We start from the raw sequence: 13,186 nt of genomic DNA on the forward strand, positions 1-13,186 counted from the left end.
CCAGATGCTGTCAAAACTAGAGCCGCGTGCTTGCCAATTACCAATTTAAGGCCGGGAATGCGAAGTATTGCCTCAACGGCCTTACCTGCCTCACAGGGCGCTTGGCACGACTGAACTCCAATGGCCGCAATGTCGTGCACATGGCCAAGAGTGTTTTTGCAGCGCCAGTCTGGCAGTGGGGATGCGCGGCACGGTCTCTGTGCACCAGATGTCTGGCATCTGACTCTTATAATCAGCGCCTACGAACGGGAGTCCTGCCGCGCAAACGCACGGCGGGGTGAAACGGGAAGTCCGGTGACCTCAAGGCTTTGGCCTTGAACATTCCGGCGCAGCCCCCGCTGCTGTAAGCCTGACAGACACACTTTAATGCCACTGGATGACATATCCGGGAAGGCGGTGTGCCCTGAATGACGGCGAGCCAGAATACCGACCTGTTCGAACGCAGTTGTATGCCACGGGGTGTGGGCCGTTTGCTGACAGGCCCAGTCTCACCTCATTGTGTGGCCCAGGCCCGCCGCACACATCTCCTCCTCCTTGCATGCCTTTCATCGTGTAATGGCTCGGGGAGAGCATGGACGAACAGTTCAAACAGCTGCATGCCGGGCGCATGCAGGAAAAAAAGGCACAGGTTCTGGCCGCAGTAGAGCGTGCCCAGACAGAGCGTGGCATCGTTGTGCTGCTCACAGGCCATGGCAAAGGCAAGACGACTTCTGCATTTGGCATGCTGTACCGCGCACTGGGACACGGGCTGCGTGCGGGTGTGGTGCAGTTCATCAAAGGCACGCACGCTACGGGTGAAATCACGTTCTTGCACCACCTTGGTCTGCTCGGTCAAGGGCCAGCGTCTCAGGTGCAATACCACGCCATGGCAACAGGTTGCACCTGGCAGCGCAGCGACTGGGATGCCGACAAGCCCGCAGCCGATATAGCGTGGCAGGCAGCGCAACGCATGCTCTGTGATGACAGCCTGCGTCTGGTGGTGCTCGATGAATTGACTTTCATGCTGCAGTACGGCTATCTGCAGATGGAGCACGTACTGCAAGCCATCAGAAACCGGCCACAAGGGCAGACGGTGGTGATAACTGGTCGCTCTGCGCACGCGCAGCTGACAGCGCTGGCAGACACCGTCAGTGACATTGCAGAGACCAAACATGCATTCAAAGCCGGGGTCAAGGCACAAGCGGGCGTAGATTTCTGATGCGCTGGACTTTGCCTTCATGCGCGGTCGTGGCATTTTTGTGTGGGCCTTTGTGGGCTGATACGGCTCAGCTGCCAACTCTCATGTCCACCAATATCTGTGCCGATACCCTGGCATTGAGTCTGGCTGATCCTTCGCAAATTCTTTCGCTCTCGCGTCAGAGCCAAGATGCGCAGCGCTTTTCCATGGTGGCCCAGGCTAAAAAATTCCCGTCGAACTTAGCTACCGCAGAAGATGTGCTGCACAGCAAGCCGCACATTGTGCTGGCCTCGCGCCGCTGGAATGCCCGCCACCAGACGGCACTGCTCAAACGGTACAACGTCCAGATCGTGACCGTGCCATTTCCCACCGATTGGGACGGCATCTTCAGCAGCACCCGCCAGATAGGCAAAGCCCTGGGCAGAGAGCCGGCCGCGCAAGAGCTGCTGGAGAGTCTGTCGCTGCGTTTAGCGCAATTGCACCAAACTGCGCGCCCGTTCAATGCCCTGTATTTGCGGCCCAATGGTGGAAGTGCTGGCAAGCAGACCCATGTGGATGCGGTGCTCACGGCCGCTGGACTGCGCAACCACGCCACAGCACTGGGCCTGCATGGATGGGGGCGCATTGATCTGGAACGCATCGTGCACAACCCTCCAGATATTTTCATCACCCCCGGTCTGGTCAACGACGTGGCATATGCCCGCTCTGGACTGAGCCGCCATCCACAGATGCAAAAGCTGCTCCAGCGCATTCCAGTGGTGGCCTTGGCGCATAACGACTGGGGTTGCAGCAACTGGCTGTTGATTGAAGCGGCAGAGTCGGTAGCCGCGCAGGTGGATGCCTTGCAGCTGCCATTGACCAGCACTCAGACTCTGGCGCACGAGGTGGGCAAACCATGAATGCAATCCCCGTGCGAGCTGGGCTGTCAAATTTCTCGAATGCCTGGGTTTTGAATGGTGCTCTATTGGCAGTGCTGCTGATGCTCAGCTGTATCTCGCTGGGCATCGGCTCGGTGTCCATCGGCGTCACCGACTGGTGGTCTGTGATCCTGCAGCAGCAGGCCACTGATTTGGCGCTGCGGCACCAGTCAATCATGCAGGAAATCCGCCTGCCCAGGGTCGTGCTGGCAGTGCTGGTGGGCATGTCGCTGGGCATGGCCGGGGCAGCTTTGCAAGGGCTGCTGCGCAACCCGCTGGCCGAACCGGGTCTGCTGGGTGTCAGCTCCAGCGCTGGTTTGGGCGCCGTGCTGTGCATCTATTTTGGGCTGTGGCACTGGAACGCCTGGCTGCTGCCCACCGTGGCTATGGGCTGTGCAGCAGCGGCAACCACGGTGCTCTACCGTATTGCCAGCAAAGGCGCGAGCAACCTCACCTTGATTTTGGCGGGTGTCGCCATGTCGTCGCTGGCTGCTGCCTTGACATCTCTGGCGATCAATCTGGCACCCACGCCCACCGACATGCAAGACATCGTGCTATGGCTGATGGGGTCTCTGGCAGACCGCAGTTTTGATGAGGTGCGCCTGTGTCTGCCGTTTATCGCGCTGGGCCTGCTGATACTGGCCTTCAGTGGCCGCCAGCTCGATGCGCTGACGCTGGGTGAAGATGAAGCGGCCAGCATGGGCGTGAATTTGCCGCGACTGCGTGCACAAATCATTGCAGGCACCGCGTTGTGCGTGGGGGCCAGCGTGGCGGTCACCGGCTCCATTGGCTTTATCGGGCTGGTGGTGCCGCACCTGTTTCGCGGTCTGGTCGGGTATCGACCTTCACGGCTGATGCTGCCCAGCGCTCTGGGTGGCGCAGTGCTGTTACTCAGCGCTGATATTGCGCTGCGACTGCTCAGTGGCCGGGTAGAGCTGATGCTGGGCGTAGTCACAGCCTTGATTGGTGCCCCGTTCTTCTTTTATCTGGTGGTGCGTGAGCGCTGGAGGAGCCGCTGATGCGCACACTGGCCATTGAATCGCTGCAGGTTGACTGGGCTGGCAAGACCTGTGTGAAGGATTTGTCCTTTGAGGTGCAGTCCGGTGAGCTTTTCGCATTGATAGGCCCCAATGGGGCCGGAAAAAGCACGGTGCTGCGTGCTATCGCGCAATTGCTGCCACACCAGGGCCGGGTGCTGCTGGATGGTCAGGACCTGGGGCGTCTTGCACCGGGCCAGCGGGCCAAACGGCTGGCTTATCTGTCTCAGGGTGACCAGGTAGCCTGGCCTTTGCAGGTGCGTGACTTTGTGGCGTTGGGGCGTTTGCCGCACCAAAGCCGGTTTGGCATCCGCTCAGCTTCAAGCGCCGATGAGCAGGCCATTGATACAGCGCTGAGCGCGATGCACCTGCAAGCTTTTCAGCACCGCCATCTCAATGAACTTTCAGGTGGTGAACGTGCCCGCGCCCGTCTGGCCCGCGCCATGGCTGTGCAGGCGCCGTTGCTGCTGGCCGATGAGCCCGTGGCTGCACTTGACCCCTACCACCAGCTCAGCGTGATGGAGCTGCTGCGCTCTCAGTGCAACGCCGGTCAGGCTGTTGTGGTGGTGCTGCACGACCTGACGCTGGCCAGTCGCTTTTGCGATCGGGTTTTACTGCTGCAAAGCGGCTCTGCCGTGGCCTGTGGTGCACCGCGCCATGTGCTCACGCCAGCAAATTTGCAGCACGTCTATCAGGTACAGGCCATGCACGGCGAGCACGAGAGCCAGGGCTACGTTGTGCCGTGGCGCTGCCGGCCGGTCACTCAATGAAAACCTTTCCCGCGTGCGCTGCAAGCAAGCCACATTCTTTTGAACGAACAACAGGACACTCCATATGACAAGCAACCACAAAATCCCTGCAACCATCGTGACGGGTTTTCTGGGCAGTGGAAAAACGACGCTGTTGCGCCACATTCTGAACAACGCCAATGGCCGCCGTATCGCCGTAATCGTCAACGAGTTCGGCGAACTGGGTATTGATGGCGACATCCTGCGCGGCTGTGGCATTGGCTGCGAGGATGAGCAGGGCGAGCAAAGCGGACAGCTGTATGAACTGGCCAACGGCTGCCTGTGCTGCACAGTGCAAGAAGAGTTCTATCCCGTGATGCGTGAGCTGATTGCGCGCCGTGGCGATATCGACCATATCCTGATCGAAACCAGCGGCCTGGCGCTGCCCAAACCACTGGTTCAGGCCTTTAACTGGCCTGAAATCAAGAACGCCTGCACGGTAGATGCAGTGATCACCGTGGTCGATGTGCCCGCTACTGCTGCAGGCCAGTTCGCAGCCAATCCGGCAGCTGTGGATGCCCAGCGCAGGCAAGATCCAAATTTGGACCACGAGTCGCCCCTGCATGAGCTGTTTGAAGATCAGCTCATGTCCGCTGACCTGGTGGTGCTCACCAAGCTCGACCAGTCCAGCAGCGAAGATCGGGCCACAGTGGAGGCCATCGTGCGCCAGGAAGTGCCTGCACAGGTGAAGATTGTGGCTGCCGATCATGGCCAGATCGATCTGGCTGTGGTGCTTGGCCTGTTCAGCGCATCGGAAGAAAGCATTGATGAACGCCACAGCCACCATGGGCATGAAGAAGGTCAGGCGCACGACCACCACGACCATGACGAGTTCGACTCAATCGTCGTCAAGCTGCCTGAAATGGAGCGCGAAGCTTTGCTGGAAAAGCTGCAGGCCATTGTCTCCGAGCAAACCGTCTACCGCGTCAAAGGCTTTGTTGCCGTGCCCGGCAAGCCTATGCGTCTGGTCGTACACGGCGTGGGCAAGCGTTTTGACAGCTACTTTGACCGCCGCTGGACAGACACCGAAACGCGGCAGACCTATCTGGTGTTCATTGGCCACGATCTAGATGAAGCCGCTATTCATGCCCAGCTGGCCACCCTGACCGCTGGAGCGCACTGATGCATTTGCTCGCAGTTCAGCCCGGCGGCTTTGTGGACGATGAAGCCTTTGTCTCCAGCCTCGGACAGTCGCCTGCCGATGTGGTGGTGCTCAGCGCTGCCGACACCACGCTGTCGTTGCTGGCCGACGCTTATGCCCACTTGCAAGGGCTGAACGGCGAGCAGTTACCCACGGTGCGGCTGGCCAATCTCATGCATTTGCGCCAGCCCGCTTCGGTGGATTTGTATGTAGATGAGGTGCTGCAGCACGCCAAGGTGATCGTGATTGACCATCTCGGTGGTGAAAGCTACTGGCCGTATGGCACAGAGCGCATTCGCGAAATCTGTCGCCTCAAGGCCATCACGCTGGTCATGTTCTCCGGGGACACCACGGAGGATCTGAATCTGCTGCGCAAAAGTACCGCGTCCATGGAGCAGTGCCGCAGCATCTGGCGGTATCTGCGCGAAGGTGGGGCAGCCAACGCGCGGGAGTTTTTTAACTACCTTTGGCATGGTTTTTTGGGTGGCGAGCAACCGGCGCTCCCACCCCGGCCCCTGCCATCCGTTGCGGTCTACCACCCCGAGCACGATGCCGCCTCCGTGCAGCAGTGGCTGCAACCGGGAGCCATGCAGTGGCAAGAAGGTGCCCCTGTGGTCATGGTGGTGTTTTACCGGGCGCATTTGCAGTCGGGCAATACGCAGGTATTTCAGGCACTGTGCCAGCAGCTGCTGGCACAAGGCATGAACCCTCTGCCGCTGGCCTTGCTGTCGCTCAAGGACGCAAGTTGCATGGCTATGCTGCACCAGCTGTGCACCGAGCATCAGGTGGCATTGATCCTGAACACCACGTCGTTTTCGCAATCCTCGCTGGAAACACCCGGCGACCACGCACTGGCTGGCGATATTGCGGTGCTGCAAGTCATCATGTCGGGCGGCAACGAGCAAAGCTGGCTGGCCGACACCCATGGGCTGCAGCCACGTGATATCGCCATGCATGTGGCCATGCCCGAAGTGGACGGTCGCATCATCACCCGCGCTATCAGCTTCAAGGGCCTGTCACACCGCAGCGAGCTGACCCAGTCCGATGTGGTGCAGTACCAGCCCCATGCCGAGCGCCTGGCCTTTGTCGTGGAGCTGGCCCAGCGCTGGTGCCGCCTGCGCCAGAAAGCCAATGCAGACAAGCGCCTGGCACTTATTTTGGCCAACTACCCCACCAAGGAAGGCCGGCTTGGCAATGGCGTGGGGCTGGATACGCCAGCATCCGTCATTCATATCCTGCAGTCGCTGCAGCAGCAAGGCTACGTGCTCGATGCTGTTCCCGCTGATGGTGACGTGTTGATGGAACACCTTCAGCAGGGCATTACCAACGACCCGGACTCCTGGGGCGTGCGGCCCGCTCTGCAAAGTCTGGATCTGGCCACATACCAGACCTTTTTTGCCAGCCTGCCGGTACAGAACCAGCAAGCCGTGCTGCAGCGCTGGGGCGCACCAGATAGTGACCCCATGCTGCGTCAGGGCCGCTTCATGATTGCGGGCCTGCGCTGCGGTCAGGTGTTTGTGGGCATACAGCCTGCCCGTGGCTATCACCTGGACCCCATGGCCAGCTACCACGACCCTGATCTGGTGCCGCCGCATTACTACCTGGCCTTTTATTACTGGCTGCGCACAGTCTGGAATGCAGACGCCATGGTCCACGTAGGCAAGCACGGCAATCTGGAATGGCTGCCCGGTAAAAGTGTGGCGCTGTCCAGTAGCTGCTGGCCCGATCTGGTGTTTGGCCCCATGCCGCACCTGTACCCGTTCATCGTCAATGACCCGGGTGAGGGCACGCAGGCCAAGCGCCGCGCGCAGGCCGTGATCATCGACCATCTGATGCCGCCTCTGACCCGTGCCGAAAGTTACGGACCGACGCGCGATCTGGAGCGCATGGTCGATGAGTACTACGAAGCCGCCACCATGGACCGCCGGCGCGCAGAGCTTTTGCGCACGCAAATTCTGGAACATATCGTCGCCCACGATCTGCACCAGGATTTGGGCCTGCAAGCGCCCCGCAGCACAGATGAAGAACAGCAGCTACTGAACAAGACCGATGCCTATCTGTGTGAGCTCAAGGAAAGCCAGATTCGCGACGGCCTGCATATCTTCGGCCAGTCGCCCCAGGGCCGGCTCGAGCGCGACACCCTGCTGGCGCTGGCCCGCCATCCTGTGGGTAATGGTCAGGGGGCCAGCAACAGCCTGATCCGCGCTCTGGCGCAGGACTTGTTGCCGGGCGTGAATTTTGATCCGCTGGATGCCGCCTGGGAAACCCCGTGGGCCGGGCCATTTCCCGCGCTGCTGGCTGACGTAGACAGCCAGCCCTGGCGTCATACGGGAGATACACGCGAGCGACTGGAAGTGCTGGCCCTTCAATTACTGGAGCTGCCAGCGCATGCGATTGCTGCGCTTGAGCATGATTTGACCAATACCCTGCTGGTACTGCAGCGCATAGACACTGATCTGCGCCCGCGCCTGCAAGCCTGCGGCACGCAGGAGATTTTGCAGCTCGGCCGGGGTCTGCAAGGGCGCTTTGTGCCCGCTGGCCCCAGCGGTGCACCTACTCGGGGGCGGCCTGATGTATTGCCCACCGGGCGCAACTTCTTTTCTATCGACACGCGCGCCGTGCCCACGCCCACCAGCTGGACGCTTGGGCTCAAATCTGCCCAGCTGCTGGTAGAGAAATACACACAAGAGCACGGCGACTATCCGCGTGCGCTGGGCCTGTCGGTCTGGGGCACGGCCACCATGCGCACGGGCGGGGACGATATCGCTCAGGCCTTTGCCCTGCTGGGCGTGCGCCCCAAATGGGCCGATGGCAGCTGGCGCGTCAGCGACTTTGAAGTACTGCCCATGTCGGTGCTGGGCCGCCCTCGCGTGGACGTAACCTTGCGCGTCTCGGGCTTCTTCCGTGATGCCTTCACCAATGTGATTCGCCTGTTTGATGCGGCAGTACAAAAGGTCGCAAGTCTGGACGATGAAGACGAGTTCACCAACCCCATACGCGCCCGTGTGCTCAAGGAGGCTGCGCAACTGCAGGCGCAGGGCATGGGCCAAGACGCTGCACGCCATCAGGCCGGACTGCGCGTGTTTGGTGCCAAGCCCGGCAGCTACGGCGCTGGCCTGCAAGGCCTGATTGACGGGCGCAATTGGGACAGTGACGAAGACCTGGCCGTGGCCTATCGCAACTGGGGTGCCTACGCCTATGGCCAGAAAGACGACGGCACCGCCGTGCCCGAGACCTTTGTGCGCCGCCTGACGGATATTCAACTGGTGGTGCACAACCAGGACAACCGCGAGCACGACCTGCTGGACTCTGACGACTACTACCAGTTTCAGGGCGGCATGGCTGCGGCCGTGCGCCACTTCAGCGGCCAGCAGCCGGACCTGTACTTTGGTGACCACAGCAACCCAGAGTCGCCACGCATGCGCACCCTGCAAGAAGAAATCAGCCGTGTGGTGCGCTCGCGCGTGACCAATCCCAAGTGGATGGAAGGCATCAAGCGCCACGGCTACAAGGGCGCGTTTGAAGTGGCAGCCACGGTGGACTACCTGTTCGCCTTTGACGCCACAGCCCGTGTGGTGCGCGACGACCAGTACGCACGCGTAACCGACGCCTTTGTGGCCGATACCGGCATGCGAGACTTTTTGCAGCAGCACAACCCCGCCGCTTTTCACGACATCTGCGAGCGCCTGCTGGAAGCCATTGGCCGTGGCCTGTGGGAGGACAGCGGTGACTACCAACCCTTGCTGGAGCAGCATCTGCTGGCCACTGAGCAATTACTAGAGAGCCGATGATGCACACTGAATCCGCTGAGCCTGTGGGCTTTCCATTTACCGCCATTGAAGGCCAGCCGCAGCTGCAAATGGCATTGCTGCTGGCAGCCATTGACCCGTTACTGGGCGGGGTGCTGGTTGAAGGGCCGCGCGGCACAGCCAAGTCCACCAGTGCACGTGCGCTCGCTGCCTTGCTGCCTGCGGGCCGTTTTGTAAACTTGCCGCTAGGCGCAACCGAAGAGCAACTGGTAGGGTCCATCGATCTGGAGGCCGCTTTGCAGCGCAGCGCCGTGCAGTTTCGCGCCGGTCTGCTGGCGCAGGCTCACCAGGGCATCCTGTATGTCGATGAGGTCAATTTGCTGGCCGATGGGCTGGTGGACTTGCTGCTCGATGTCAGCGCCAGCGGCATCAACCGCATCGAGCGCGACGGCGTCTCCCACCAGCACGATGCACGCATCACCTTGATTGGCACCATGAACCCCGAGGAAGGCCAGTTGCGCCCGCAACTGCTCGATCGCTTTGGCCTGTTTGTGCGGCTGGAGAATGTGCCCAGCACGGCCATGCGCAAAGCCATCGTCAAGACCCGCATGGCTTTTGACGCAGACCCGCAAGGCTTTTTTACGGCACACGCAGATGCGCAGGCAGCGCTGGCAGCACAAGTGGCAGCCGCCCGTAGGGCACTGGCAGACGTACAGTGGCCAGACGCTATTCATGACCAGGTCGCCCAGCTGTGCCAGGACGCAGGCGTCGAGGGCGTACGCGCTGATCTGGTCATGCTGCGTGCGGCACGGGCGCATGCAGCGCTGCAAGGCCGCGCTCAGGTGTCATGGGCAGACGTACAGGCCGTGGGCGAGCTGGCACTGGCGCACCGCCGGACACAGGCTGCGCCAGTTTCTCAGGAAGGCGATGAACCAGCGCCCGACTCCGGTGGTGCGCAGACTTCGCAGCTTTCTGGTCAGACTGCGCATCAAAGTACAGATGGCAGGCAGCCACCACCTTTGCCCCAGTCGGCCAATGCACAAGATTGGGGGGAGATGTCTGCGCCACAGGCAGTGCCCATCCAGACAGTTAAAGCACTGAGGCCTTTCTCGTCAAAAAAAGCCTGACGCGCTCTACCCCAGCCAACCACGCGGGCCAGGCCATGGTGGGGCGCGATACCAATACAACTCGCAAAGGCCGTCGGCAGGGCACTATCAGTCGTAGTCTTGACTGGGCTGCCACGCTGGCCTCCAAAGGGCAGGGCGTGCTGGGTGTGCAGCACTTGCGCTATCGTCGCCAGCCCGCAGGCACCCAGACCACCCACTTTGTGCTGCTGGATCTGTCTGCATCCATGCTGCGTGGCCAAAAACTGGCCTGGGCCAAAGGCTGTCTGCTGGCTTTAACCGCAATGTTCTACCGTAGCCGCGATCACATGGCTGTTATCGGCTTTGCGGGTCAGCAGGCGCAGTGGCTGCAAAAGCCTGCACGGGTGCCTGCTTTCAATGAGCACTGGATTGCGCCATTGCGAGGGGGCGGCGCTACGCCCATCCAGTCGGCAATCGACGCTGTGAACGCCGAACTCAAGCGGCATGGGCCAGACAGGCACGCCTGCATCTGGCTGCTTACCGACGGCAGGTTTGACCCATTGCCTGCGCGCCCTGAGCACATTGAAGAATGCTACGTCATCGACTTTGAAGAAGATGTAGTGACGCTTGAGCGTTGCAGGCGTCTTGCCCAGCAATGGCAGGGGCATCTTTTGCCCGCATCCCAGTTCGGCTGCCGGTCAGCGCATTGATGGCAATGCTGGCCATGCCTGCGCTGCAATAGCGGCGCTGCTGCCGGGGTGCCCGTAGTAGCTAAAAGGTGCGCAAACCACCGCCATGGCCAGCCGCTTCAAGCGCTACCTCGCAACTGCCCCTTGGTGGCAACCCAGCCTTGGCGGTTGCCCGCATCTGTAGTGCTGCCTGTGCATCAATGCCAGCAACGCTGGCTGTAACGTTCACCGCCTTGCTTTGGCTCATCCATTCGCCTTCGCCGCGCAACAAGCGCTGGTTCAATGCATCAGCAAAACAATCTTGCCATCTGACTGGGAATGTTGAGCCAGCCCTGACGGCACAAAAGGCGGTCAAGGTGCCCAAGGTGCTCAAGCCTCAAACCAGAAAGCACCAAAACGGCTTGCTATTCCTGCAGCCAGTCGCCTGTCTCTAGGGCAGAGCAGACAGATTTTGATGAACAAAAAAACGTAATCGCGCCATCACTGATGTTGAGCGCGGCCCCCGCGTTCGTTTCAGAAAATAAAAATATATGGCTGTCCTGCCAGATAAACAGCAAGCCCGCAATATATTTGTTAACAATTTCTGTATGGCACTCAGAGCTGTTTATGTAGTAGAGGTTTTTTTCTATATGCTGGCCTGAGAAATTATTTTTACCTGTTTTTTCGCTGGCAATACTCTATTTCATTAAAAAGCGCCATGTTGAATATCAATAAACAACAGAATATTTAATATTATTAGTATGTAATTTTTGTTTTAGATCAAACTCACTCAGTCGTGAAGGTGAATATATTGGTTGGATATTAATTTTCGCTCGTGAAGTTAATGAGCTTCCAAACAAATAGTTACGGGTGGCGGTTTTGATCTTTATTAGCTCTCAGAAAACATTTTATAACAAATGTTTTGTAATAATTATTTTTGTTGCATTAATTACAAGTGCTGCCCGTGCTCAGTCTGACTTGAGCCCGGTAATCAGAAGCGACCTGGAGCAGCGCCGGGCCTTGGAGCGTGAACAGGCTCAAAGAGAGCTTCTGCAGAAAACGCCAGATGCCATGCAGCCAGCAGCGCCTGCCGCCAGCCTTCCCTGGCCGCAGGCAGAAACGCCATGCTTTGTAATTCACTCCATTGTCTTAAGCGGTGCAAGCAGCGCTGATTTTCAATGGGCATTACAGGATGTGCTGCAGGGCAGTGACCCGGCATTGGGGCGCTGTCTGGGAATTGACGGCATTAATGTTGCCGTGCAGCGCGTGCAGCAAAAGTTGATTGGCAAAGGATTTGTGACATCCAGAGTTCTTTTGCAGCCGCAGGATTTATCAGCAGGCCTGCTTACGCTCACCCTTGTGCCGGGGCGTGTGCGTCAAGTGCGTCTGGCAGATGGGGTATCTCAACGCGCTACTTTCACAAATGCCCTGCCAGTGCAATCAGGCGACATTTTGAATCTGCGCGCTATTGAGCAAGGGCTTGAAAATCTCAAGCGAGTTCCCACCGCTGAGGCCGATATTCAAATCGTCCCCGCTGAGCTGCCCGGTGAAAGCGATGTGCTCGTGCAGTGGACGCAGGCTTTCCCGTTTCGCTTGACCACTTCGGTGGACGACAGCGGCACCCGGGCCACTGGCAAATACCAGGGCAGTGTCACCGTCAGCTACGACCACTGGCTCACCCTCAACGACCTGTTTTACGTCAGCTTTAACCATGACCTGGGCGGTGGCGACAGGGGCGAGCGCGGCACACGCGGGCAAACGGTGCATTACTCATTGCCGTGGGGGTACAACACCTTCAGCGTAACGGCCTTTGAAAGCCGTTACTACCAAAGCGTAGCTGGGTTTGCTCAGGACTACGTCTACAGCGGAACCAGCCAGAACGCCGAATTCAGCGTTGCACGCTTGATCTACCGTGATGCGCACCGCAAAACCAGCCTGAGCCTCAAAGGCTGGCTGCGCCGCTCTACCAACTCGATTGACGACACCGAAGTGCTCGCACAGCGCCGTGCCACAGGTGGCTGGGGGCTGGGCATTGCGCACAAGGAGTTTTTGGGCCGCGCAACGCTGGACCTTAACTTGACCCACAAGCGGGGCACCGCCGCATTTGGTGCCAAGCCTGCTGCCGAAGAGGCGTTCGGTGAAGGAACGTCGCGCATGCAGGTCACCACAGCCGATGCCAGTCTGGACCTGCCATTTGCATTGGCGGGGCAGCAGTGGCGCTACCAGAGCAACTGGAGGGTGCAGTGGAATGGCACACCACTGACCCCGCAAGACCGTTTTGCCATCGGCGGGCGCTACACCGTGCGCGGCTTTGATGGTGAATCCAGCCTGGTGGCCGAGCGTGGCTGGCTGCTGCGCAATGACCTGGGCCTGGCGCTGCCAGCCATGGGGGCGCAAATCTATCTGGGTATGGACTACGGCCAGGTGAGCGGGCCTTCCGCGCGCTGGCTGCAAGGCACGCGGCTGGCAGGCGCTGCCCTGGGGCTGCGCGGCAGTCTGGGCAAGATTTCTTATGAGTTTTTTGTAGCCCGTCCTGTCAGCAAGCCGCAGCACTTCAATACCGCATCGACAACGGCTGGCTTCAGCTTGTTTGCGTCTTTCTGAGGGCCAGCAAAGCTTAGCGA

10 protein-coding genes and 1 riboswitch are annotated in these 13,186 nt (G+C 59.7%); of the genes, 9 read left to right on the forward strand and 1 reads right to left on the reverse strand.

Annotated features, from left to right (window positions below; all coding sequences use genetic code 11):
* Positions 1-230: 230 nt before the first annotated feature.
* Positions 231-450, forward strand: a riboswitch (cobalamin riboswitch).
* 121 nt (positions 451-571) lie between these two features.
* From cobO to IB213_RS10560, 8 genes are all read left to right on the forward strand, one after another.
* The gene (gene cobO, locus IB213_RS10525) at positions 572-1,198 is read left to right on the forward strand and encodes a cob(I)yrinic acid a,c-diamide adenosyltransferase (RefSeq protein ID WP_192406373.1); all 627 of its coding nucleotides are present in this window, start codon (positions 572-574) and stop codon (positions 1,196-1,198) included.
* 83 nt (positions 1,199-1,281) lie between these two features.
* Positions 1,282-2,076, forward strand: a complete 795-nt coding sequence (locus tag IB213_RS10530; RefSeq protein ID WP_192406375.1) for an ABC transporter substrate-binding protein — start codon at positions 1,282-1,284, stop codon at positions 2,074-2,076.
* A complete protein-coding gene (locus IB213_RS10535) occupies positions 2,073-3,113 on the forward strand; it encodes an iron ABC transporter permease (protein ID WP_192406377.1) in 1,041 nt (346 codons plus the stop codon). The genes IB213_RS10530 and IB213_RS10535 overlap by 4 nt, the downstream gene beginning before the upstream one ends.
* On the forward strand, positions 3,113-3,901 hold the full coding sequence (locus IB213_RS10540; protein WP_191724441.1) for an ABC transporter ATP-binding protein: 789 nt from the start codon (positions 3,113-3,115) through the stop codon (positions 3,899-3,901). Before IB213_RS10535 ends, IB213_RS10540 begins: the two co-directional genes overlap by 1 nt.
* A gap of 64 nt (positions 3,902-3,965) precedes the next feature.
* Positions 3,966-5,042, forward strand: coding sequence for a cobalamin biosynthesis protein CobW (gene cobW, locus IB213_RS10545; RefSeq protein WP_191724442.1), 1,077 nt, complete (start codon positions 3,966-3,968; stop codon positions 5,040-5,042).
* Complete coding sequence (gene cobN, locus IB213_RS10550; RefSeq protein WP_192406379.1) at positions 5,042-8,851, forward strand: cobaltochelatase subunit CobN; 3,810 nt, start codon at positions 5,042-5,044, stop codon at positions 8,849-8,851. The genes cobW and cobN overlap by 1 nt, the downstream gene beginning before the upstream one ends.
* A complete protein-coding gene (locus tag IB213_RS10555) occupies positions 8,848-9,936 on the forward strand; it encodes an AAA family ATPase (RefSeq protein ID WP_192406381.1) in 1,089 nt (362 codons plus the stop codon). Before cobN ends, IB213_RS10555 begins: the two co-directional genes overlap by 4 nt.
* Before the next feature lie 35 nt (positions 9,937-9,971).
* On the forward strand, positions 9,972-10,604 hold the full coding sequence (locus tag IB213_RS10560) for a VWA domain-containing protein (RefSeq protein WP_192406383.1): 633 nt from the start codon (positions 9,972-9,974) through the stop codon (positions 10,602-10,604).
* A gap of 61 nt (positions 10,605-10,665) precedes the next feature.
* On the opposite strand, the gene IB213_RS10565 is transcribed toward IB213_RS10560, so the two are convergent.
* A complete protein-coding gene (locus IB213_RS10565) occupies positions 10,666-10,866 on the reverse strand; it encodes a hypothetical protein (RefSeq protein ID WP_192406385.1) in 201 nt (66 codons plus the stop codon).
* A gap of 767 nt (positions 10,867-11,633) precedes the next feature.
* On the opposite strand from IB213_RS10565, the gene IB213_RS10570 reads away from it, so the two are divergent.
* Positions 11,634-13,166, forward strand: coding sequence for a ShlB/FhaC/HecB family hemolysin secretion/activation protein (locus IB213_RS10570; protein WP_225561069.1), 1,533 nt, complete (start codon positions 11,634-11,636; stop codon positions 13,164-13,166).
* Positions 13,167-13,186 lie beyond the last annotated feature (20 nt).

This window comes from Comamonas sp. CMM02, assembly GCF_014851485.1.
GTDB classification, from domain to species: Bacteria; Pseudomonadota; Gammaproteobacteria; order Burkholderiales; family Burkholderiaceae_C; genus Comamonas; species Comamonas avium.

What these genes read in the sequence shown, in the direction of transcription:
- cobN (WP_192406379.1), top strand. Translation starts at nt 5,042, where the DNA reads ATGCATTTGCTCGCAGTTCAGCCCGGCGGCTTTGTGGACGATGAAGCC.
- IB213_RS10530 (WP_192406375.1), top strand. Translation starts at nt 1,282, where the DNA reads ATGTCCACCAATATCTGTGCCGATACCCTGGCATTGAGTCTGGCTGAT.
- IB213_RS10535 (WP_192406377.1), top strand. Translation starts at nt 2,073, where the DNA reads ATGAATGCAATCCCCGTGCGAGCTGGGCTGTCAAATTTCTCGAATGCC.
- IB213_RS10555 (WP_192406381.1), top strand. Translation starts at nt 8,848, where the DNA reads ATGATGCACACTGAATCCGCTGAGCCTGTGGGCTTTCCATTTACCGCC.
- IB213_RS10570 (WP_225561069.1), top strand. Translation starts at nt 11,634, where the DNA reads ATGCAGCCAGCAGCGCCTGCCGCCAGCCTTCCCTGGCCGCAGGCAGAA.
- cobO (WP_192406373.1), top strand. Translation starts at nt 572, where the DNA reads ATGGACGAACAGTTCAAACAGCTGCATGCCGGGCGCATGCAGGAAAAA.
- IB213_RS10560 (WP_192406383.1), top strand. Translation starts at nt 9,972, where the DNA reads ATGGTGGGGCGCGATACCAATACAACTCGCAAAGGCCGTCGGCAGGGC.
- IB213_RS10540 (WP_191724441.1), top strand. Translation starts at nt 3,113, where the DNA reads ATGCGCACACTGGCCATTGAATCGCTGCAGGTTGACTGGGCTGGCAAG.
- cobW (WP_191724442.1), top strand. Translation starts at nt 3,966, where the DNA reads ATGACAAGCAACCACAAAATCCCTGCAACCATCGTGACGGGTTTTCTG.